This window comes from Streptomyces sp. H27-C3, assembly GCF_030063415.1.
Taxonomy (GTDB): Bacteria; Actinomycetota; Actinomycetes; order Streptomycetales; family Streptomycetaceae; genus Streptomyces.
This window is the reverse complement of the sequence record NZ_JASITA010000012.1, coordinates 140,812-161,812: the sequence shown is the minus strand read 5'-3', so window position 1 is coordinate 161,812 and position 21,001 is coordinate 140,812. Positions and strand designations below refer to the sequence as shown.

Annotated in this window: 16 protein-coding genes and 1 pseudogene; 12 read left to right on the top strand and 5 right to left on the bottom strand. The window is 71.4% G+C overall.

What is annotated here, in order from left to right; translation table 11 throughout:
- Window positions 1-262 precede the first annotated feature (262 nt).
- On the bottom strand, window positions 263-1,087 hold the full coding sequence (locus tag QMK30_RS14535) for a TetR family transcriptional regulator (protein ID WP_283518228.1): 825 nt from the start codon (window positions 1,085-1,087) through the stop codon (window positions 263-265).
- A gap of 97 nt (window positions 1,088-1,184) precedes the next feature.
- Entirely contained in the window at window positions 1,185-2,990 is a 1,806-nt protein-coding gene (locus tag QMK30_RS14530; protein WP_283518226.1) for a 3-hydroxyacyl-CoA dehydrogenase family protein, read from the bottom strand.
- A gap of 361 nt (window positions 2,991-3,351) precedes the next feature.
- On the opposite strand from QMK30_RS14530, the gene QMK30_RS14525 reads away from it, so the two are divergent.
- Window positions 3,352-3,930, top strand: a complete 579-nt coding sequence (locus QMK30_RS14525) for an adenylosuccinate lyase (RefSeq protein ID WP_283518225.1) — start codon at window positions 3,352-3,354, stop codon at window positions 3,928-3,930.
- On the opposite strand, the gene QMK30_RS14520 is transcribed toward QMK30_RS14525, so the two are convergent.
- The 3 genes and pseudogenes from QMK30_RS14520 to QMK30_RS14510 all read right to left on the bottom strand — a co-directional run.
- Window positions 3,879-4,454, bottom strand: a complete 576-nt coding sequence (locus QMK30_RS14520; protein ID WP_283518223.1) for a GNAT family N-acetyltransferase — start codon at window positions 4,452-4,454, stop codon at window positions 3,879-3,881. The genes QMK30_RS14525 and QMK30_RS14520 overlap by 52 nt on opposite strands.
- Window positions 4,455-4,784: 330 nt before the next feature.
- On the bottom strand, window positions 4,785-6,383 hold the full coding sequence (locus QMK30_RS14515) for an alpha/beta hydrolase (protein WP_283518222.1): 1,599 nt from the start codon (window positions 6,381-6,383) through the stop codon (window positions 4,785-4,787).
- Between the two features lie 113 nt (window positions 6,384-6,496).
- Window positions 6,497-6,859: pseudogene (locus QMK30_RS14510) on the bottom strand (Rv2578c family radical SAM protein); the annotation flags it as partial.
- Window positions 6,860-7,084: 225 nt separating this feature from the next.
- Between QMK30_RS14510 and QMK30_RS14505 the strand changes: the two are divergent.
- The 11 genes from QMK30_RS14505 (at window position 7,085) to QMK30_RS14455 (ending at window position 20,910) form a co-directional block, all read left to right on the top strand.
- Entirely contained in the window at window positions 7,085-7,531 is a 447-nt protein-coding gene (locus QMK30_RS14505) for an SRPBCC family protein (RefSeq protein WP_283518220.1), read from the top strand.
- A gap of 233 nt (window positions 7,532-7,764) precedes the next feature.
- On the top strand, window positions 7,765-10,176 hold the full coding sequence (locus QMK30_RS14500; protein WP_502963140.1) for an MFS transporter: 2,412 nt from the start codon (window positions 7,765-7,767) through the stop codon (window positions 10,174-10,176).
- A 274-nt stretch (window positions 10,177-10,450) separates the two neighbouring features.
- Window positions 10,451-12,940 (top strand): ATP-binding SpoIIE family protein phosphatase, encoded by a 2,490-nt coding sequence (locus QMK30_RS14495; RefSeq protein WP_283518289.1) that lies wholly within the window; start codon window positions 10,451-10,453, stop codon window positions 12,938-12,940.
- A 120-nt stretch (window positions 12,941-13,060) separates the two neighbouring features.
- Complete coding sequence (locus QMK30_RS14490) at window positions 13,061-13,786, top strand: class I SAM-dependent methyltransferase (RefSeq protein ID WP_283518219.1); 726 nt, start codon at window positions 13,061-13,063, stop codon at window positions 13,784-13,786.
- A 211-nt stretch (window positions 13,787-13,997) separates the two neighbouring features.
- The gene (locus QMK30_RS14485; RefSeq protein ID WP_283518218.1) at window positions 13,998-14,831 is read left to right on the top strand and encodes a M55 family metallopeptidase; all 834 of its coding nucleotides are present in this window, start codon (window positions 13,998-14,000) and stop codon (window positions 14,829-14,831) included.
- A complete protein-coding gene (locus QMK30_RS14480) occupies window positions 14,824-16,251 on the top strand; it encodes a M20/M25/M40 family metallo-hydrolase (protein ID WP_283518216.1) in 1,428 nt (475 codons plus the stop codon). The genes QMK30_RS14485 and QMK30_RS14480 overlap by 8 nt, the downstream gene beginning before the upstream one ends.
- A 52-nt stretch (window positions 16,252-16,303) precedes the next feature.
- Window positions 16,304-18,319, top strand: a complete 2,016-nt coding sequence (locus tag QMK30_RS14475) for a S9 family peptidase (RefSeq protein WP_283518215.1) — start codon at window positions 16,304-16,306, stop codon at window positions 18,317-18,319.
- Window positions 18,316-19,266, top strand: a complete 951-nt coding sequence (locus QMK30_RS14470; protein WP_283518214.1) for a S66 peptidase family protein — start codon at window positions 18,316-18,318, stop codon at window positions 19,264-19,266. Before QMK30_RS14475 ends, QMK30_RS14470 begins: the two co-directional genes overlap by 4 nt.
- 131 nt (window positions 19,267-19,397) lie before the next feature.
- Window positions 19,398-19,853, top strand: coding sequence for a hypothetical protein (locus QMK30_RS14465; protein WP_283518212.1), 456 nt, complete (start codon window positions 19,398-19,400; stop codon window positions 19,851-19,853).
- A 125-nt stretch (window positions 19,854-19,978) separates the two neighbouring features.
- Entirely contained in the window at window positions 19,979-20,239 is a 261-nt protein-coding gene (locus QMK30_RS14460) for a lipopolysaccharide assembly protein LapA domain-containing protein (RefSeq protein ID WP_283518210.1), read from the top strand.
- 86 nt (window positions 20,240-20,325) lie between these two features.
- Window positions 20,326-20,910, top strand: coding sequence for a GNAT family N-acetyltransferase (locus QMK30_RS14455; protein ID WP_283518209.1), 585 nt, complete (start codon window positions 20,326-20,328; stop codon window positions 20,908-20,910).
- The last annotated feature ends 91 nt before the right edge of the window (window positions 20,911-21,001 follow it).

Genomic DNA, 21,001 nt, shown 5'->3' with positions numbered 1-21,001 from the left:
TATGACACCCCGTGTCACCTGGCAAGGCACTGAGTGCCAACAATTTCTCTCAAATGTCACCTGGGTGGCACGCATGAGCAACGTCGGAGGCTCGGAGGGATGGGTTGGGGATGGTTTGCGCCCCGCCCGAACAGGCGGGGCGCAGCGGGAAGGGGCGGGCCCGAGATCGGTGCGGTGAGCATAAGGGCGCGGTGCGGGCCCTGCATGTCGGCGGCGGCCCCTCCGGGGGGCGGTGGTGCCCAGCCGGAGCCCCCGGGCGCCGTCAGCGGTTCTTGAGGGCTTCCTCGATGGTGCGCATGACCTCGTCCAGCGGGGCGTCGGTGCGGGCCACCGTCACCAGCACGTCGCCGCTGCGGCTCACTGAGGCGGCCGGCGCGGCACTGGCCCGGTCGGCCGTGCGGCCGGCGCCGATGCCCGTGCCGAAGGTGTCGCGCACGATCGCGAACGCGTGGTCCAGCCGGGTCTCCACGTCGCCCTGGCCGCCCGCCCGCAGCCACCGCCGCAGCACATGGTTGTGCGCCGTCACCACGGCGGACGCGGCCACCTCCGCGAGCAGCGGGTCGTCGTTGTCGTCGCGGTGGTCGTGCTCGTCGAAGTGGCCCAGGAGATAGCGGGTGAAGAGCCGCTCGTAGCGGGCCACCGAGGCGATCTCGGCCTCGCGCAGGGTCGGTACCTCGCGGGTGAGCTTGTAGCGCGCCACCGACACCGCGGGGGATGCGGCGTACATCCGCATGACTTCCTTGATGCCCCGGCAGACCGTGTCGAGCGGATGCTCGTGCGGGGACGCCGCGTTGAGTACCGCCTCCGCCCGCACCAGGGTGTCGTCGTGGTCCGGGAAAATCGCTTCTTCCTTGGAGCGGAAGTGCCGGAAGAAGGTCCGACGCGCCACTCCGCCGGCGGCGGCGATCTCGTCGACGGTCGTCGCCTCGTACCCCTTGGTGGCGAACAGCTCCATCGCCGCGGCCGACAACTCACGGCGCATCTTGAGCCGCTGCGCCGCCGCGCGATTGCCGGCGGCGCTCTCCGGTGCGTCGGAGGCGCCGTTCGCACGGGACGGCCGTCTGGGGGAGTCGGCGGGCTGTGACATGCCCCGAACGTACTGCATCTGCGCAGGAGAGCGCGCCTGTGGGGGCGGGCTGCCCCCGGGGTCCAGCAGCCCGCCCCACCCCGTCACGCCCGCCTGCTCAGCGTCCGGCATACTCCCGGAAGCCGCGGCCGGTCTTGCGGCCGAGACAGCCCGCCGCCACCAGATGCTCCAGCAGCGGCGCGGGCGCCAGACCTGGGTCGCGGAACTCACGGTGCAGCACCTGCTCGATGGCGAGCGAGACATCGAGACCGACGACGTCGAGGAGCTCGAAGGGGCCCATCGGGTAGCCGCCGCCCAGCCTCATCGCGGCGTCGATGTCGTCGATGGTCGCGTAGTGCTCCTGGACCATCTTGATCGCGTTGTTCAGGTACGGGAAGAGCAGCGCGTTCACGATGAACCCGGCCCGGTCCCCGCAGTCCACCGGGTGCTTGCGGATCTTCGCGCACACCTCGCGGACCGTCGAGTGGACCGCGTCGGATGTGAGGACGGTACGGACCACCTCGACGAGCTTCATCGCGGGCGCCGGGTTGAAGAAGTGCATCCCGATGACGTCCTGCGGGCGCGAGGTGGCGCGGGCGCAGGCGACGACGGGCAGCGAGGAGGTCGTGGTGGCGAGCACCGCCCCCGGCTTGCAGATCTTGTCGAGCGTCGCGAAGAGCTGCTGCTTGATCTCCAGATCCTCGGCGACCGCCTCAAGAGCCAAATCGACGTCGGCGAAGGCGTCGAGCGACCCGGCAGGGGCGACCCGGGCCAGTGCTTCATCCCGCGCCTCGGCCGTCATCCTGCCCTTGTCGACAGAGCGCGAAAGAGACTTGGCGATACGGGCCTTGGCCTTCTCGGCCTTCTCCGGGCCGCGCGCCGCGAGCACCACGTCGTACCCGGCCTTCGCGAAGACCTCCGCGATGCCCGACGCCATGGTCCCTGACCCGGCGACCCCCACCGAGCGCACCTCGCGGCCCGGCGACGCCCCCGCGTCCTCGCGCGGGGTGAGGGTGTCCCGCACCACGTCCGCGCTGCCCGGTGCCTCGTACGTGTAGAAACCGCGCCCGGACTTGCGGCCGCTCAGCCCGGCCTCGCTGAGCTGCTTGAGGACGGGGGCGGGCGCGTGCAGCCGGTCGTGGGACTCGGAGTACATGGCGTCGAGCACGGTACGGGCCGTGTCGATGCCGATCAGGTCGAGCAGCGCAAGCGGGCCCATCGGCAGGCCGCAGCCCAGCTTCATCGCGGCGTCGATGTCCTCGCGGGAGGCGTACTTGGCCTCGTACATCGCGGCGGCCTGGTTGAGATAGCCGAAGAGCAGGCCGTCGGCGATGAAACCGGGCCGGTCGCCGACGGCGACAGGATCCTTGCCCAGCTCACGGGCGAGGGCCGTGACCGCGTCGATCGCCTGCGGCGCGGTCAGCACCGAGGAGACGACCTCGACGAGCTTCATCGCGGGCGCAGGGTTGAAGAAGTGCAGGCCCAGAACGCGTTCGGGGTGCGCCGAGTCGGCGGCCAGGCGGGTCACGGACAACGCGTTGGTGCCGGTCGCCAGGATCGTGGTGGGTCGCACGATGGAGTCGAGGGCGCGGAAGATCTGGTGCTTGGCCTCGTACGTCTCGGGCACGACCTCGATCACCAGGTCGGCGTCCGCCGCCGCCTGGAGGTCGGAGAACGTACGGAACCGGGCGAGGGCGTCGCGCCGCTCCTCCTCGGTGATGCGCCCGCGCAGCACGGCGCGGGCGGTCGAGGCGTCCAGCGCGGCGACGGCCTGCTGAGCGGCCGTGTCGCTGATGTCGATGCCGATGACTTCACGGCCGGCGCAGGCCAGGACCTCGGTGATGCCGGTGCCCATGGTGCCGAGGCCGATCACGGCGACGGTATGGAGAGGGCCGGGGCTGGGCGGGGTGGACTGACGGTCCATCGCGGGACTCCAGTGCGTGAGTGACGACTGAGGGGAGCACACGGACGCCGGTACCGGTACGCCGAAGGGCGCAGGGCGCGGCGAGGTCGCGTGCGGGAGGCGCATGCGAGAAGTGCGTGCCGTGATGCGGGGCCGACGGACTCTGTCCCGAGGTCGCGTCGTAAGCGAAAAGCCGAACCGACAAAGCACTCGCGACGGCTGCGTCACCAGGCCGTCATGAGATCTACCAAGCAGCGGGGGGTTGCCCGCTCAATTGAGAGTAACTGGCGAGTAACGAGCGCGCCAGACCTGGCCGGGTGTGATCTGGGACGCCGTGACGAGACGGACACGGTCTGTGTGTGGCGCGGATACGCTGACGGGCATGGACGAGGAATTACGGTCGCTCGCGGGCCGGGTGCGCGGCGAGGCGGGGATATCGGCGGTCGAACAGGTCGCGTACGAGCGGCTGCTCGCCACCGAGGACCAGGACGAACTGGCCGGGGTGCTGATCGAGACCCAGCGGCCCCTGTGGGCGCGGGAGGTCGCCGCCTTCCGGCTCGGCTGCGCGGGCGACCGGCGGGCGTTCGAGACGCTGGTGCTGCTCCTCAACCACCGGGAACCCCAGCGGTGCGCGTCCGCGGCGTACGCGCTGGCGCGGCTGGGCGACCCGCGCACCGCCCGTGCCGCCGCCGCGCTCGCGACCAACGCGCTGCGCACCGCGTACGCGCTGCACCCGGTGCGGCTGCTGACCGAGCTGAGGGCGCCCGAGACCGTACCGGCGTTGATCGCGACCCTGCGCGGGGTGCTCAAGCCGCACGATCCGAACTGGCGGGTCGCGCTGGCGTGCGTCGAGGGGCTGGGGCAGCTGCGCGACAAGCGGGCGCGGCCGGTGCTCGAAGCGGCCCTGGATCACCCGAGACTGACGGCGGCGGCGTCCGCCGCGCTCAGCCGCCTCACGTAGCGCACCTCGGGCACCATGACACCGTCCAGCTCGAAGGGCTCGGCGGTCCCGTCGAACGCGAAGCCCGCCTTCTCGTAGAAGCGGCGGGCATGGGCGTTCTCCGCGAGGGCCCACAGGAAGATGCGCGGGAAGCCGTCGCGGGCCGCGCGGGCCAGCATCTCCGTCAGCAGGGCCCGGCCCGCGCCGGTCGAGTGCTGCTCGGGCAGGACGTAGATGGCGTACAACTCGGCGTCCGCGGCGGGCTCTCGATGGAGCGGGGGCGCGTCCGCGTCCTCGCGGTACGGCCCGTAGCAGGCCCAGCCGATGACCCGGCCGTCGCGCTCGGCGACGATGTTGCCGACCGCGCCGCCGTCCCCGGTGAGGCGCGCGCGGCGCCGGTCGGCGTCCGCCTCGACACTCATCGCGTCGAGATACCGCTGGGGGACCATCCCGGCGTAGGAGCTCTGCCAGCCCCGCACCCGCACGGTCGCGACGGCCTCGCAGTCGCCGATGGTCATGTCCCGCAGGTGTACGCCGCCGCTCATGGCACGCACCCTAGTGCCGCGTCAGGCAACATCTGGCCCGTCGCGGTGTCCGGCACGCGCCCCCGAGTTCTCGGCTTCGCTCGAACAGGGAGGGACCCCCTTCGCCGCACCGGACGAAAGCCCAAGTACGTCCCGTACGAGGACTTCCGGCCGGCACGCCGAGAGCACGCACCGGACACCGCTCCTCGACGGGCAAACGTCACCTGCCGCGGCACCAGTCGGCGCGGGGGCGGCCGGGCACCCGGATTTTTCGTCCGGTGGCTCCCGCGTGTGCGGGGAGCGGCGAACGCCTCCCCGCACACGCGCGACAGCGACGGACGGCCTGCGCCGTCAGCCGCGGAAGCCGATCAGGCCGTGCAGCGTGCTGCCCTTCGACGTGTCCTGCTTCGCCGCGCGCGCCTTCGCATCGGCAGGCAGCGGCTTGGGGTCGGGCAGCGCCTTGCAGATCGCGTCCGCCTCACCGCCGCCGCTCGCGCGCGGGACCTTGCCCGTGGCGAGATAGTCCGTCAGATACCGGTCGAGGCAGGCGTTTCCGCTCAGCGCGATGCCGTGGTTGCCGCCGCCCTGCTCGACGACGAGGCTGGAGCCGCGCAGCTCGCGGTGGACGGAGACCCCGCCCTCGTACGGCGTGGCCGCGTCGTCGGTCGCCTGCAGGAGCAGCGTCGGCGGCAGCTTGTGGTTGCGGACGCTCGGCGCCTCCAGCGAGTCGGTGGGCCAGAAGGCGCACGGCGCGTTGTACCAGGCGTTGTTCCAGGTGGAGAAGGGCGCCTTGGCGTGCACCTTCCAGTTGTCGTCCCGCCAGGTGTGCCAGTCGCGCGGCCACCCTGCGTCCCGGCACTCCACCGAGGTGTAGACCGAGTACCCGTTGCCGCCGGCGGCGTCGACGGCCGCGAAATTCCCGAAGGCCTCTACCAGCGGCTTGGAGTCCTTGTCGTTCACGTACGACGCGAACGCCTCGGCGAGATAAGGCCAGTAGCCGTCGAAGTAGCCGCCGGGCAGGAAGGTGTCCTCCAGCTCCGCCGGACCGACCTTCTTGCCCGCCGGGCTCTTCTTGACCGCCGCCCGCATCGCGTACCACTTGGCCTCGACCTTCGCAGGGTCGCTGCCGAGCCGGTACCTCGCCTGGTGCTTGGCGACCCACGCGGCGAACGCCTTGTGCCGGGTGTCGAACGCGTAGTCCTGCGCGAGGTTGGCGTCGTACCAGACGGCCGTCGGGTCGACGATGCTGTCGAGCGCCAGACGCCGCACCCGCTCCGGGAAGAGCTTCGCGTACACCGCGCCGAGGTAGGTGCCGTAGGAGTAGCCGAAGTAGTTGATCTGCTGCGCGCCGAGCGCCTGGCGGATGACGTCCAGGTCCTGGGCGGCGCTCACCGTGTCGATGTGCGGGAGGAGGTCCCCGTACTTCTTGCCGCAGGCGTCCGCGAAGGCCTTGGCCCTGGCCAGATTGGCCCGCTCGTCCTTCTCGGTGGTGGGCACCGAGTCCGGCCGCACCGGGGTGAACTGCCCGGTGCGGCAGTTCAGGGCGGGCTTGCTCTTGCCCACACCGCGCGGGTCGAAGCCGATGACGTCGTACTGCGCGGCGAGCTTCTTGGGCAGCGTGGACGACACGAACCCGGCCATCGAAAGGCCGCTGCCGCCGGGGCCGCCCGGGTTCACCAGGAGCGGGCCCTGGAAGGTCTTCGCGGTGTGCTTGACGCGCGACAGCGCCAGGGTGATCTTTCTGCCGCCCGGGTCCGTGTGGTCGAGGGGCACCTCGACCGAGGAGCACTCCAGCTTCGGATAGTTCGTGGTGGCGCAGCCGGTCCACTTGAGTGCGGCGCGCGGTGCGGTGGAGCCTGCCTGATCGGTGGCGCCCGCGGACGGTACGGCCGTAAGCATTCCGGCCACCGTCGCGGACACGGCGAACAGAATTCCTGCGCGTTTTTTCACTTGGCCTCCCAGTGTGGAGAGATGGCAGCTGCGAGCGCCGCAGCCCCGGCCGCATCGTGCCCGAAAAAGCAACCGTAAGGAGCTGTTCTGGCCGTTTTGTGGTGGGCGTGGCGTCAGAGGAGGGTGAGCTGCTTGGGGCCGGGGGGCTCGGGCCGCTCGACCTTGGGGATGCGCCGCGGTGTGCCAGGACCTGCTGGGCCTATGCCGAACTCCGTCGCCAGCTCGTGCACTTGGCGGGTGATCCGGCGCTGGTACCACTTCGGCGCGTACGCCCCCTCGGCGTACAGCCGCTCGTACCGCCGCACCAGGTGGGGGTGGTGCTCGGCGAGCCACGTCATGAACCACTCGCGCGCACCCGGCCTCAGATGCAGGACGAGCGGGGTGACCGAGGTCGCGCCCGAGGCGGCGATGGCCTTGACGGTGGCGCGCAGCTGATCGGGGGAGCCGCCGAGGAAGGGGATGACGGGGGCCATCAGGAAGGTGCGGGTCGTGACCGCATCCGTCCCGAAGAGCGCGGTGTCCCCGGTCGGAGCGGGGGTTTCGGCCAGATTGTTCCAGCGCATGTGCGCCTCCTCGGTAGCGCTGACGTCAGAATGGAACATATGTTCCCTTATTCGTCGCAACCCCGATTATGGGCGCTCGTACCGGAGGTGGTTGGGTAGCCGCACCCCCCCCGAAAATCGAGTGCTGGAGGAACAGGCATGGCGCAGGTCGAGGCCACGACGGAGCGAATCATCGCGGCGGATGCGGAGACGGTGTTCGATGCGCTGGCCGACTACCGCGCCGCGCGCGCGAAGGTCCTGCCCGAGCACTTCAGCGAGTACGAGGTGCGCGAGGGCGGCGACGGCGAGGGCACCCTCGTCCACTGGAAGCTCCAGGCCACCAGCAAGCGCGTTCGCGACTGCCTGCTCGACGTGACCGAGCCGACCGACGGCCGGCTCGTCGAGAAGGACCGCAACTCGTCCATGGTCACCACCTGGACCGTCACCCCGGCCGGCGAGGGGAAGTCCAAGGTCGTCGTCACCTCCGTCTGGGACGGCGCCGGCGGCATCGGCGGTTTCTTCGAGCGGACCTTCGCGCCCAAGGGCCTCGGCCGGATCTACGACGCCCTCCTCGTCAACCTCGCCGCCGAGGTGGAGAAGAAGTAGCCTCCGCCGCCGTCCGCGGGCTCCCGCCGTCATCCTTCCGGGATTGACGCGCTCTCACTGGAACGAGTGGTTTTCCGTACCGTCCGGTTGTGCGCCGAAGGTGCTCCCACCGGCGGCGGAACCGCCCGCGTACGCCTCCCACCTCAATCGTCTGACTTGCTCCCAGTTGTCGCGTAATGCGAAAAATGGGCGGCGCCGGTGTGACGGCGCGCGTGTGACGAGGGGAGCAGTACGTGGGCGGGACCACTCTGACGAAGGACGGGCAGGCCGCGCAGCGGCCCGCCCCCGAACCGGCGGTGGGGGCGGCGCCCCCGCCACCGGGCGTCCTCGCGACAGCGCCGGTTCAGGCCGAGGCGCTCAGCCCGCACCGCATCCGGCTGGTCTTCTGCGGGCTGATGCTGGCCCTGCTGCTCGCGGCGCTCGAACAGATGATCGTCGCCACCGCCCTGCCGAAGATTGTCGGTGAACTCCAGGGCCTGGACCGGATGTCCTGGGCGATCACCGCCTATCTGCTCACCTCCACGATCGGACTGCCGATCTACGGAAAGCTGGGCGATCTCTTCGGCCGCAAGGGCATCTTCCAGTTCGCGATCGTCGTGTTCATCGTGGGCTCGGCGCTGGCCGGCTGGTCGCGCACCATGGATCAGCTCATCGCCTTCCGCGCCATCCAGGGCATCGGCGCGGGTGGCCTGATGATCGGCGTCCAGGCGATCATCGCGGACATCGTGCCGCCCAGGGACCGCGGCCGTTTCATGGGCCTCATCGGCGCCGCGTTCGGCCTCGCGTCAGTCGCGGGCCCGCTGCTCGGCGGCTTCTTCACCGACCACGCCTCGTGGCGCTGGTGCTTCTACATCAACGTGCCCTTCGGGCTGGTCACCATGGCGGTCGTCGCCGTGGTGCTCAAGCTCCCCAAGCCCACCGTGCGGCCGCGACTCGATGTGCTCGGCGCGATCCTGCTCGCCGCCGCCTCCACCTGCCTGGTCCTGCTGACCAGTTGGGGCGGTACGGAGTACGACTGGGACTCGCGCGTCATCCTGGGTCTCGCTTCGGGCGCCGCCGGAACGACGCTGCTGTTCATGGTCGTTGAGCACCATGCGCCCGAACCGATCATTCCGCTACGGCTGTTCCGCGACTCGATCTTCAACATCACCGGTCTGGTCGGCGCCGTCGTCGGCATCGCGCTCTTCGGCGCCGCCAGCTATCTGCCGACCTTCCTGCAGATGGTGGACGGCGCGAGCGCCACTGAGTCCGGGCTGCTGATGCTGCCGATGATGGGCGGCGTCGTCATCGCCTCGATCGTCTCCGGGCAGCTCATCAGCCGCACCGGCCGCTACCGGATCTACCCCGTCATCGGCGGGGCGTGTTCCGCGCTCGGCATGTGGCTGCTGTCCCGCCTCGAAGTCGACACCTCCCGGCTGCACTACAGCATCTGGATGGCCGTCCTCGGCATCGGCATCGGTCTGGTCCTGCCGGTGCTCGTCCTCGCCGTGCAGAACTCCGTGCACCCCTCCGACCTCGGCACCGCCACCAGCGCCAACAACTACTTCCGGCAGATCGGCGGCAGCGTCGGCGCGGCCATCTTCGGCACGCTCTTCGCGGGACGCCTCACCGACGCCCTCGCCGGCAAACTGCCCGCGGGCGCGGGCCTGCCCGATCCGACGGGCATCACCCCACAGCTGGTGCACGCCATGCCGCCCGCCCTGCGCGACGCCTACATCGAGGCGTACGCCGAGGCGATGCCGCGGATCTTCCTCTACCTCGTGCCGGTGCTCGTGCTCGGCCTGCTCATCGCCTGCTTCCTCAAGGAGAAACCGCTGGTGTCCCACAACGCCCCCACAGCCGAGCCCGCGGCCGTCCCCGCGGCCCGCATCGCCGCGCCCTACCTGTCGGGCGTCCCGGTCTGCGGAACGGTCCAGCACCACGACGGCAGCACCGTCCCGCGCGCTGCCCTCACGCTCATCGACGTGACGGGACGGCAGGTCGGGCGCGGCGCGAGCGGCGACGACGGGCGGTACGCGATGAGCGTGCCGGGAGCCGGGGCGTACGTCCTGATCGCGGCGGCCGGCGGACACCAGCCGCAGGCGGTCACCGTCACCGTCGGCGAACGGACCGTGGACCTCGATGTGGTGCTCGGCGGCGCGGGCCGGCTCTCCGGGGTCGTCCGCACGGCGGACGGCAGTCCGGTGCGCGACGCCGCGGTGACCCTCACCGACGTGCGCGGCGACGTCGTCGCCTCCACCCGCACCGGACGCGAGGGCGGCTACCTGATCACCGAGCTGGTGGCGGGGGAGTACACCCTGGCCGCGAGCGCCCCCGCGTTCCGCCCCGCCGCGCTCCCGGTGAGCCTGCAGGCCGCGCGCGAGACCCGGCAGGACATCGAACTGGCGGGCGGCGCGGTGCTGCGCGGCACCGTACGGGGCAGTGCCGGCCGGCCGGTCGAGGACGCGCGCGTGACGCTCCTGGACGTCGCGGGCAACGTCGTGGACACCCTGACCACGGGCCCCGACGGGACTTTCCGCTTCGTCGACCTCTCCTCCGGTGAGTACACGGTGATTGCCGCGGGGTACCCGCCGGTGGCCACCGTGCTTCAGGTCGCGGGTGGCGGACGCACCGAACGCGATCTCCAACTGGGCCACGAGGACTGACAGTGAGGATGTCCGCCGGAGCAGAGGGCAAGGCCGTGCGCGCGGGCGCACGACGAATATGCTGATGCTCGGCCGGTCGCCTCGCTGGCAAGGCCGTGCGCGCGGGCGCACGACGAATATGCTGATGCTCGGCCGGTCGCCTCGCTGGCAAGGCCGTGCGCGCGGGCGCACGACCTTTTCGGTCGTTGGCTCCCGCGCGGAGGTCCGATGGTCGTACGGTGGTGAGGACCGTAGATCCTGGCGGCGGGAAGGGAGCCTGCACCCCCCAATGGACATGGACCGTGGTACTCCGCCGGCGCAGCCGCAGCAGGCTGTCACCGGCCGGATTCCGCTTGCCGTGGTCGTCGTGGACGGCGCCGGACTGGTGTCGCACTGGTCGACCGGTGCGCGGCGGCTGTTCGGGCCTGCCCGGGAGGAAGCGGTGGGTTGTCCCGCGACCGACCTGATGCCGGTCTCCGGTGCGCTCGCCGACGACGCCGCCTACACGGCGTACGAGTCCTACGAGGGGCTGGGCCCGGGGCTCGACGACTCGCTGAACGGGCTCACCGCCTATCCTGCCGCGGGCCGGGCCAGTCTCTCCGAGCCGGGGCGCGCGCCGCTCGATGTGCTGTGGTGGGCCTACCCGCTGGTCGGGCCGGGACCCGAGCGCCTGCTTGTACTCGCCGCGGACGCCGCCCAGTTGGAGAGGGAGCACGCGGACGAAAGCGGCCAGGGCGAGGACGGTACGGAGCGGATAGCGCCCGGATTCGCCCTGCACACCGAGTTCAGCGGTGCCGAGGAGCTGGCCGGGGGGCTGCCCGAGATCCTGCCGAGCATGAGCGTGGGCGAATCGGGCCGGATCGTCGCCCAAGTGCTCGAACTTGGCTACCCCGTGCTGGAGTTCAGTCGGCACGACCGGGTGCCCGTCACGCCCGACTGGGGTGTGCCGCGACGGGCGGAGCGCGGAGCGCGCCGGCGGGCCACCGCGGCAGCCGGGGAGCGGCCCGTGATCGCACCGCCCGAGGAGGACCTCGACCTCGAATACGCGGCGGTCCGCGAGCGGCTCGAATTCCTCAACGAGGTGAGCGGACGCATCGGTTCCTCGCTCGATCTCTCCCGCACGATCCTGGAGGTCAGCGCGGCCGTGGTGCCGCGCTTCACCGATGTCGCGGGCACCTATCTGCGCGAGCAGGTCATCGCGGGCGAGGGTTTCCCCGACGGGCCGCCGGACGCGACCACCATGTGGTACCGCGTCGCCGTGGAGCATGTCGACGCGCCGGGGCGCTGGGACGACGTGGTGCCGGTCGGCGAGTCGATGCCCTTCCCGGTGCAGACGCCCTTCTTCCAGTGCATGACCACGGGCGACCCGGTGCTGGTGCCGCGCATCAGCGAGGAGATGGGAACCGCCATCGCCTCCCAGTTCGAGAAGCGCGACATTCGCCCGCTGATCAACGGCCGCTCGATGCTGGTGGTGCCGCTCAAGGCCCGCAATGTGGTGCTGGGATTCATGATTCTGCTGCGTCACCCCGGGCGCGCCCTGTTCAACGACATGGACCGGGTCACCGGCGCCGAACTGGCCGCCCGCGCCGGTCTGGTCCTCGACAACGCCCGCATGTACACGCACCAGGAGACCGTCGCCGAGACCCTCCAGGACAGCATGCTGCCGAAGATCGCGCCCAGGATGGCCGGCTGCGACACGGCGACGCGCTATCTCCCCGGCACCCTCCTGGGGCGTGTCGGCGGCGACTGGTTCGACTCCATCAAGCTGCCCGGGTCACGGACCGCACTGGTTGTCGGCGACGTCATGGGGCACGGCCTCAACTCGGCAGCCATGATGGGCCAGTTGCGTACGGCCGTGCAGACGATGGCGGCCCTCGACCTGCCGCCCGAGCAGCTTCTGCGCAATCTCGACGACCTGGCCCAGCGTCTCGGGGAGCACTACCTGGCGACCTGTCTGTACGCCGTATACGACCCGATCCGCAGCGAACTGCTGATGGCGAACGCGGGACACATCCCGCCCGTGGTCGTGCGGGCCGCCGACGGCCACAGTGATCTCCTCGACCTGCCGACGGGCGCGCCGATCGGGGTCGGCGGAGTTCCCTTCGAGTCCGTAAGGATCCCCGTCGAGCCCGGCGACCGCCTCATCATGTGCACCGACGGTCTGGTCGAGGTGCGGGGCGAGGACATCGGTGTGGGGCTGGCGGCGCTGTGCGAGTCGGCGGCGCACCCGGCGGCGTCGATGGACGACGCCTGCGACACCATCATCCGCGCCCTGGCCGCGTCGTCCTGGAAAGAGGGCCGGGGCGGACGCAAGGACGACGTCGCGCTGCTGATGGCCAGGCTCAACGGCATCCCTGAGCAGGACGTGGCGGTGTGGCAGCTGGCACGCGACCCGCGGGAGGCGGGCCGGGCGCGGCGGCTGGTGCGGGGACAGCTGGCCGTCTGGGGCGTCGAAGAGGTGACGGACCAGGTGGAGCTGCTGGTCGGCGAGATCGTCACCAACGCGGTCCGGCACGCCCGGCGGCGCCCGGTCGAGCTGCGCCTCGTACGCACCGACGTACTGCTCTGCGAGGTCGAGGACGACAGCCACACCCTGCCGGCGCTGACGAGCGCGGGGCCCGACGACGAGAGGGGGCGCGGGCTTGCCGTGGTGAGCGCGCTGGCGCGGGAGTGGGGCACCAGCCGAACCGGCGACGGCAAGATGGTGTGGTTCGAGGTGCCACTGCCCTACCAGGGGCGGGGCGGACGGATGAGGCGTGCGAGTCGTGCGCCGGGGCGTGCGTGAAGTGCACCGGATCGTACGCCGGGTGAAAGAACGCGCCGAGGGCTTGTCGGCGTAACCCAGGAGCGGTAGACCGATCTTGACGTGATGTCAGAGCGGTGATCACACCCTGGGGAGCTGGGCATGAGCGTGACGAGTCAGTACAAGGACGCCTGGGAAGGTTTCTGGCGGGAAGCTCCCGGCGTGCCCGGGTCGGTCTTCTGGGACGCGGAACCGGCCCTCACCGTGGGCCTGCATCTCGCCCTCTTCGAGCCGCACATGCCGGAGCCCGGCCTGGCCATGCTGGACCTCGGCTGCGGCAACGGCACCCAGACACTCTTCCTGGCCGACCGTTACCCCCGGGTGGCCGGCGTCGACCTGTCCGCCGCCGCCATCGAGCACGCCAAGCACCTCGACCCGCTCGGCCGGATCCACTTCCAGCAGCTCGACGCCTCGGACAAGGAGTCGGTGCGCGGGCTGCACGCCGAACTCGGTGACGCGCAGGTCTATATGCGTGGCGTACTGCACCAGTGCGAGCCCGCCGAACGGCAGCCACTGGTCGACGCGATCGCGGTGCTGGTGGGGGAGCGGGGCAGGGCGTTCGTGGTGGAGCTCTCGGAGGCGGCGCGACCGGTGCTGATGGACCTGGCGCAGGGGCCCGCCGGGCCCCCGCCCAAGCTCGCCCCGATCTTCGCGCACGGCATCGCGCCGGGCGTGATGCCGGACGCGGAGGTGCCCGGCCTGTTCTCCGCGGCCGGCCTGATGGTCCTCGCGAGCGGCGAACAACGCCTCAGTACAACGGAGTTCTCGGCTGACGGGACGCGGATCGAGCTGCCTTCGAAGTGGCTGGTTGTCGGCCGCTCGCAGTGAGGTCGCGGCCCCGGGCGTGGCCTACGTGCCGCGGCGCCGGGTGCTCGCCGCGCGCGAAGTGAGGCACCTCGACGAAGAGATCCCCCTGGGCCGAATCGTCCGGCCGCCCGACAGCCGGGTTCGATCCCAGGGGGCGCCGTCAGTGGTCCACACCTCAGGCGGTCCTGGCAGACCTGGCCCGGGTGCCCGGCGACGCGTAACGTGATGCCGCATGAAGATCCTCATCAGCGCCGACATGGAGGGCGCCACCGGTGTCACCTGGCCGGCCGACGTGCTGCCGGGCACCCCGCAGTGGGAGCGCTGCCGTTCTCTGTTCACCTCGGACGTGAACGCGGCCGTTCTCGGGTTCTTCGACGGGGGCGCCGACGAGGTGCTCATCAACGAAGCACACTGGACCATGCGCAACCTGCTCCTTGAGCGGCTGGACGACCGGGCCGAGATGCTGACCGGCCGGCACAAGTCCCTGAGCATGGTCGAGGGCGTCCAGCACGGGGACGTGGACGGTATCGCCTTCGTCGGATATCACACCGGCGCCGGGGCCGAAGGTGTTCTCGCGCACACCTATCTCGCGAACTCCATCACGGGCGTGTGGGTGAACGGCGAGCGGGCGAGCGAGGGCCTGCTCAACTCGCATGTCGTCGCCGAGTACGGCGTCCCTGTGGTGCTCGTCACCGGTGACGATCTGACCTGCGTGGACGCCAAGGGGTACGCTCCAGCGGCGCGGAAGGTCGCGGTGAAGGACCACGTGTCGCGGTACGCCGCGGTGTGCCGCACCCCGGCCCGTACCGCCAGGGACATCAGGGCCGCGGCCAAGGAGGCGGCGGCCCTCGCCGTGCGGCACGACCCGGTGCGCGGCGTCGCGTTCACGGTGGAGCTGGAGTTTGACGCGGAACACCTTTCGGCGGTCGCGACCGTGGTACCAGGGGTGGAGCCGACAGGTGAACGGCGTGTCGCCTACACCAGCCCGACGATGTATGAGGGCATTCGTACCTTCAAGGCGGTCACCACGATCGTCTCGGCCGCAGTGGAGGAGCAGTATGGCTGACATGCAGCCGAGCGACGACGGTACGACCGGCGACGGTACGACTGGCGACGCCACGACTGGCGACGCCACGACCGGCGACGCCACGACCGGCACCAATGGGTCGATCGACGCGCTCGCGCTCGACGAGGTGGTGACCTTCACCTCCGAGCTGATCCGCATCGACACCACCAACCGCGGAGGCGGCGACTGCCTTGAGCGCCCGGCCGCCGAGTACGTCGCCCAGCGGCTGGCCGAGGCCGGCCTTCAGCCGGTGCTCCTGGAGCGCACGGCGGGCCGTACGAACGTGGTGGCCAGGATCGAGGGCACGGACCCCGGCGCCGACGCGCTGCTCGTCCACGGTCACCTCGACGTCGTCCCCGCCGAGCCCGCCGACTGGAGCATGCACCCCTTCTCCGGGGAGGTGCACGACGGGGTGGTCTGGGGCCGCGGCGCGATCGACATGAAGAATATGGACGCGATGGTCCTCGCGGTCGTACGGGCCTGGGCGCGCGCAGGGGTGAGACCCCGGCGCGACATCGTCATCGCCTTCACCGCCGACGAGGAGGCCAGCGCCGTCGACGGCTCGGGATTCCTCACCGCCGATCACCCGCACCTCTTCGAGGGGTGCACGGAGGGCATCAGCGAGTCCGGCGCCTACACCTTCCACACCCGCCCCGGCATGGAGATCTATCCCATCGCCGCGGGCGAGCGGGGCACCGGCTGGCTTCGGCTCACCGGGCTCGGCACGGCCGGGCACGGGTCGAAGGTCAACCGCGACAACGCGGTGAGCAGGCTGGCCGCCGCCGTCGCCCGGATCGGCGAGCACGAATGGCCGGTGCGGCTCACCTCGACCGTCCGCGCCAGCATCATGGAGCTGGCCGCCCTGCACGACATCGACGCACCGGACCTCGACGCGCCCGACTTCGATGTGGACGCCCTGCTCAACAAGCTGGGCCCGGCCGCCGCCCTGGTCGAGGCGACGGTGCGGGGCAGCGCCAACCCGACCATGTTCAACGCCGGGTACAAGATCAACGTCATTCCGGGGCGGGCCACCGCCCATGTCGACGGGCGTTTCCTGCCCGGCGGCGAAGACGAGTTCCGCGAGACGCTGGACGCGCTCACCGGGCCGCACGTGGACTGGGAGTTTCATCACCGCGAGGTGGCTCTGGAGGCGCCGACCGATTCACCGACGTACGCGAAGCTGCGTGCGGCCGTGGAGCGGTTCGCCCCCGAGGGGCATGTCGTGCCGTACTGCATGTCGGGCGGAACGGACGCCAAGCAGTTCTCCCGGCTCGGCATCATCGGCTACGGCTTCTCCCCGCTGAAGCTGCCCGTCGACTTCGACTACCAGGCGCTCTTTCACGGGGTCGACGAGCGGGTACCAGTGGAGGCACTGCACTTCGGGGTACGGGTACTTGACCACTATCTGAAGACCGCGTAGACCGCATAGATCCGGACCGACCGCAGAAGGACCACAGAGGGGGACCGGGACCATGGTGCCGACAGTGCCGTACGGAAGCTGGCAGTCACCGATCGACGCCGCGCTCGCCGCATCGCACGACGGGCACCCGGAGTACATCGGGGTGGTCGGTGACGAGGTGTGGTGGACCGAACCACGGCCCACCGAGGGCGGCCGGCGCGCGCTGGTGCGGCGGCGGGTGGACGGCGCCGAGGCATCGGTGCTGCCCGCCCCCTGGAACGTACGCAGCAGAGTCATCGAGTACGGCGGGCAGCCCTGGGCGGGCGCCGCGCGCGAGGAATCCGGCCCGCTCGTCGTCTTCGTCCACTTCCCCGACCAGCGGCTCTACGCGTACGAACCGGACGCCCCCGGCGCCGGACCGCGCCCGCTCACCCCGGTGTCCGGGGTCGGCGGCGGACTGCGCTGGGTCGACCCGCAGTTGCGGCTTGAGCGCGGGGCGGCGGGCGAAGTGTGGTGCGTGCTTGAGGAGTTCACCGGCGAGGCGCCCACCGACGTACGCCGCGTCATCGCGGCCGTCCCGCTGGACGGCTCGGCCGCCGACGACCGGAGCGCGGTGCGGGAGCTCTCCGACGACCGGCACCGCTTCGTCACCGGCCCGCGGATCTCGCCCGACGGGCGGCAGGCCGCCTGGATCGCCTGGGACCACCCGCGGATGCCGTGGGACGGCACGCTGGTCATGCTCGGAGGGATCACCGAGGACGGCCCCTTCGCGGACGTACGGCCGGTCGCCGGGGACACCGACGAGTCGGTCGCCCAGGTCGAATGGGCGCCGGACGGCTCGCTGCTCTTCGTCTCCGACCTTGGCAACTGGTGGGAGCTGTACCGGGCCACGACACCCGGCGAGACCCTGCCGGGAGTCGTGGCCGGGACCGGCCTGTGCGCCGGGCGCGCCGAGGAGTTCGGCGGACCTCTCTGGAAGATCGGGCTGCGATGGTTCCACCCCCTGGACAACGGCCTGATCGCCGTCATCCACGGCGCGGGCCCGACGACCCTGGGCATCCTCGACCCGGAGACCGGCGAACTCGTCGACGCGGCCGGGCCCTGGACCGAATGGTCCGCCACCCTCGCCGTGCGGGGCAGCCGCGTCATCGGCGTCGCCGCCAGCCCGCGCAGCGCGTACGAGGTTGTCGAACTCGACACCTGCACCGGCCACGCCCGGGTCATCGGCTCCGCGCACGACGACCCGGTCGACCCCGCCTACTACCCCGAGCCGCAGCTCCGCACCTTCGTCGGCCCCGACAGCCGCGGCATCCACGCCCACATCTACCCGCCGCACAACCCCGACCACATCGCGCCGGACGACGAACTCCCGCCCTACGTCGTCTGGGCCCACGGCGGCCCCACCGGCCGCGCCCCGCTCGTACTCGACCTGGAAATCGCCTACTTCACCTCGCGCGGCATCGGCGTCGCCGAGGTCAACTACGGCGGATCCGCCGGGTACGGGCGCGAGTACCGCAACCGGCTGCGCGAGCAGTGGGGCGTCGTGGACGTCGAGGACTGCGCCGCCGTCGCCCTCTCCTTGGCCGAGGAGGGCACCGCCGACCCCGGCAGGCTCGCGATCCGCGGCGGCAGCGCCGGCGGCTGGACCGCGGCGACATCGCTGACCACCACCGACGTGTACGCGTGCGGCACCATCATCTTCCCGATCCTCGACCTGGCCGGCTGGGCGACGGATGAGACCCACGACTTCGAGTCCCAGTATCTGGAGAGCCTGGTGGGGCCGATCGGTGAGTACCCGGACCGGTACCGTGACCGCTCGCCCGTGCACCACGCGGAGCGGATCACCGCGCCGTTCCTGCTGCTCCAGGGGCTCGACGACGTGATCTGCCCGCCCGTGCAGTGCGAGCGGTTCCTGGAGCGGATGGCGGGGCGCGGCATTCCGCACGCCTACATCGCCTTCGAGGGCGAGGGACACGGCTTCCGCAGGGCCGACACCATGACCCGCGCCCTGGAGGCCGAACTGTCCCTGTACGCGCAGACCTTCGGCATCGACCGGGCTGATGTCCCCCGCCTGGAGCTCGACAAGTGACACCGACACTCCCGGCCGGACCCGCGCCCCTGAGCAGGCCCGCGCGACTGAGGCCGGGGGCGCGGGTCGCCGTGGTCGCACCCAGCGGAGGCGTGCCCCGGGAGCGGCTCGACGCGGGCCTCGACATCCTGCGGGGCTGGGACCTCGACCCGGTCGTCGCACCCCATGTGCTGGACCGGCACCGGCAGTTCGGGTACCTCGCGGGCGAGGACGAGGCGCGGGCCCGCGACCTCCAGGAGGCGTGTTGCGACCCGACGGTTTCCGCGGTGCTGTGCGCGCGGGGCGGCTACGGCGCCCAGCGCATGGTGGACCTGCTCGACTGGAACGCCATGCGCGCCGCGGGCCCCAAGGTCTTCGTCGGCTACAGCGACATCACCGCGCTGCACGAGGCGTTCGCCGTACGGGCGGGCCTGGCCACGCTGCACGGGCCGATGGTCGCCACGGATGTGTTCCTCAAGGACGGCCCGACCCAGGAGTCCCTGCGGGCCACGCTCTTCGCACCCGATTCGGTCCGCACCCTCGGCCTCCCCACGGCCCGCGTCATGGTCCCCGGGCAGGCCCGCGGCATCACCCTCGGCGGCTGCGTCAGCCTGCTCGCCGCCGACCTCGGCGCCCCGCACGCCCGCCCCGGTGCGCGTGGCGGCCTGCTGCTCATCGAGGAGATCGACGAGGAGCCGTACCGGCTCGACCGGATCCTCACCCAACTCCTGCGCTCGGGCTGGCTGGACGGCGTCGCGGGCATCGCGCTCGGTTCGTGGGAGGACTGCGGCCCGTACGACGACGTACGGACGCTGCTGTACGACCGGCTGAGCCCCCTGGGAGTCCCGGTCGTCGAGGACCTGGGATTCGGCCACTGCCCGACCGCGCTGACCATGCCGCTCGGCGTGCCCGCCGTACTGGACACGGAGACCCGCACGCTGACCCTCGACGTGCCCGCGTTGCGCTGAGCGCGGCCCTCCTCCGTGCCCGCCGCGCGCCGTCGCGGAGGGGATCAGCGAGGACGACGGCGCCGAGAACCGGCTGCTCTTCGTACCCCACCAGATCATCCTGCTGTCGCCCTTCTTCGTGCCCGAACGCCGTGGTGCTGCCGCCGGACGCACTCGCGGTGGCGAACGCCGCCAACCGCGAGCAGGGCGAGCGGATCGGCCGGCCGTTCCTGGCCGACGCGGTGGCGGACGGCTGGGACCGCGTCCCCGCCGACCGGCGCCGACGCGCCGTGATCCTCACCCAGAACTACGGCGAGGCGGGCGCGCGCACGCTACGGCCCGGGGCGCGCGCTGCCCCTGCGTACTCCGGCCATATGAGCTTCGCCGACTGGGGGCCGCCGCCGGACACCGCGGACGGGCCGGTGCTGCTGGTCCACCAGGACGGCCCGACCGGATTCCGGCGGCACTTCACCGGCTGCCGCGAGGTCGGCCGCGTCGACAACCGCCACGGGGTGGAGTACGAGGAGCAGCACGCCGCGATCGTGCTCTGCTCCGGCACGAGTGCCCCGTGGTCGGCCCTCTGGCCCGCCCTGCGCCGCCTCTACTGACCGGCGGGCGTTTCGGCGGGGCCCCGGTCACCCGTACGGCCCTCCCCATCGCCCGCGCGGAGCCATGATCTGCACATCCTGGACCCCACGGCGGTGGCAGTGACACTCCAGGAAAGGACCGGAACATGAGCCCCAGGGACGCATCGGGCAGCAGCGGCGGCAGGGCCACGACCGGCAGGGCCACGACCGGCAGGGCCTTCGCACCGGGCCGGATCGCGGTCGCCGCGATCGTGGTCCTGACCCTCGTCTTCATCTTCGAGAACACCCGCCATGTCCGGATCCGGCTGCTGATCCCCGAAGTCACCATGCCGCTCTATCTGGCACTGCTCGCGATGGCCGCGATCGGTGCGCTGTGCGGCGGCTACTTCGTACGCAGACGCAGGTGACGGACGTGCACATGCAGGTGACGGACTCGCGCACGTGCAGGTGACGGGCGAGCGGCCGCCCACCCGGGGGCAAGTAGCCTGACGGGATGCCTCGTACGACCACCGGTTCCGGCAGGGCACACCGCGCGCAGGGTCCGCGGGTGACCCTGCGGCCCTTCGCCCAGGACGACGCCGATGAGTTCACCGCGCTGGCGCGGGACAGCAGGAACCTGCACCGCCCCTGGCTCTTCCCGCCGGAGGAGCCCGCCACGTACGCCGCCTACGCGAGCCGGCTCACCGAAGACCCGACGAAGGCCGGCTTCCTTGTCTGCGGACGCCCGAGCGGCCGCATCGCGGGCTTCATCAACATCAACAACATCGTCGGGGGCGGCTTCCGGTGCGGGGCGCTGGGCTACGGTGCCTTCGCCCACGCGGCAGGGCGCGGCCTCATGAGTGAGGGCCTCGGCCTGGTCCTGCGGTACGCCTTCGACACCCTGGGCCTGCACCGGCTGGAAGCCAACATCCAGCCCGCGAACGAGGGGTCCATCGCCCTCGTCCGCAAGGCGGGCTTCCGCCGGGAGGGCTTCTCGCCCGACTTCCTCTTCATCGACGGCGCCTGGCGCGATCACGAACGCTGGGCGATCACCACTGAGAGGGTGGACCGACGCCCGGGACTCTCCGGCGCTCTCTGATTCCCACCTGGGAGTCCCCCTGACTTTGCCGAACACTGGCCTACGGAGCCCCTGGTCAGAGCGGCACCCGCCGTGTTCCGATGGTCGTCGG

Bases quoted from the DNA above. Each gene is read 5' to 3' on its own strand.
- QMK30_RS14535 (WP_283518228.1), bottom strand. From the start codon at position 1,087: ATGTCACAGCCCGCCGACTCCCCCAGACGGCCGTCCCGTGCGAACGGC.
- QMK30_RS14530 (WP_283518226.1), bottom strand. From the start codon at position 2,990: ATGGACCGTCAGTCCACCCCGCCCAGCCCCGGCCCTCTCCATACCGTC.
- QMK30_RS14525 (WP_283518225.1), top strand. From the start codon at position 3,352: ATGGACGAGGAATTACGGTCGCTCGCGGGCCGGGTGCGCGGCGAGGCG.
- QMK30_RS14520 (WP_283518223.1), bottom strand. From the start codon at position 4,454: ATGAGCGGCGGCGTACACCTGCGGGACATGACCATCGGCGACTGCGAG.
- QMK30_RS14505 (WP_283518220.1), top strand. From the start codon at position 7,085: ATGGCGCAGGTCGAGGCCACGACGGAGCGAATCATCGCGGCGGATGCG.
- QMK30_RS14495 (WP_283518289.1), top strand. From the start codon at position 10,451: ATGGACCGTGGTACTCCGCCGGCGCAGCCGCAGCAGGCTGTCACCGGC.
- QMK30_RS14490 (WP_283518219.1), top strand. From the start codon at position 13,061: ATGAGCGTGACGAGTCAGTACAAGGACGCCTGGGAAGGTTTCTGGCGG.
- QMK30_RS14485 (WP_283518218.1), top strand. From the start codon at position 13,998: ATGAAGATCCTCATCAGCGCCGACATGGAGGGCGCCACCGGTGTCACC.
- QMK30_RS14480 (WP_283518216.1), top strand. From the start codon at position 14,824: ATGGCTGACATGCAGCCGAGCGACGACGGTACGACCGGCGACGGTACG.
- QMK30_RS14475 (WP_283518215.1), top strand. From the start codon at position 16,304: ATGGTGCCGACAGTGCCGTACGGAAGCTGGCAGTCACCGATCGACGCC.
- QMK30_RS14460 (WP_283518210.1), top strand. From the start codon at position 19,979: ATGAGCCCCAGGGACGCATCGGGCAGCAGCGGCGGCAGGGCCACGACC.
- QMK30_RS14455 (WP_283518209.1), top strand. From the start codon at position 20,326: ATGCCTCGTACGACCACCGGTTCCGGCAGGGCACACCGCGCGCAGGGT.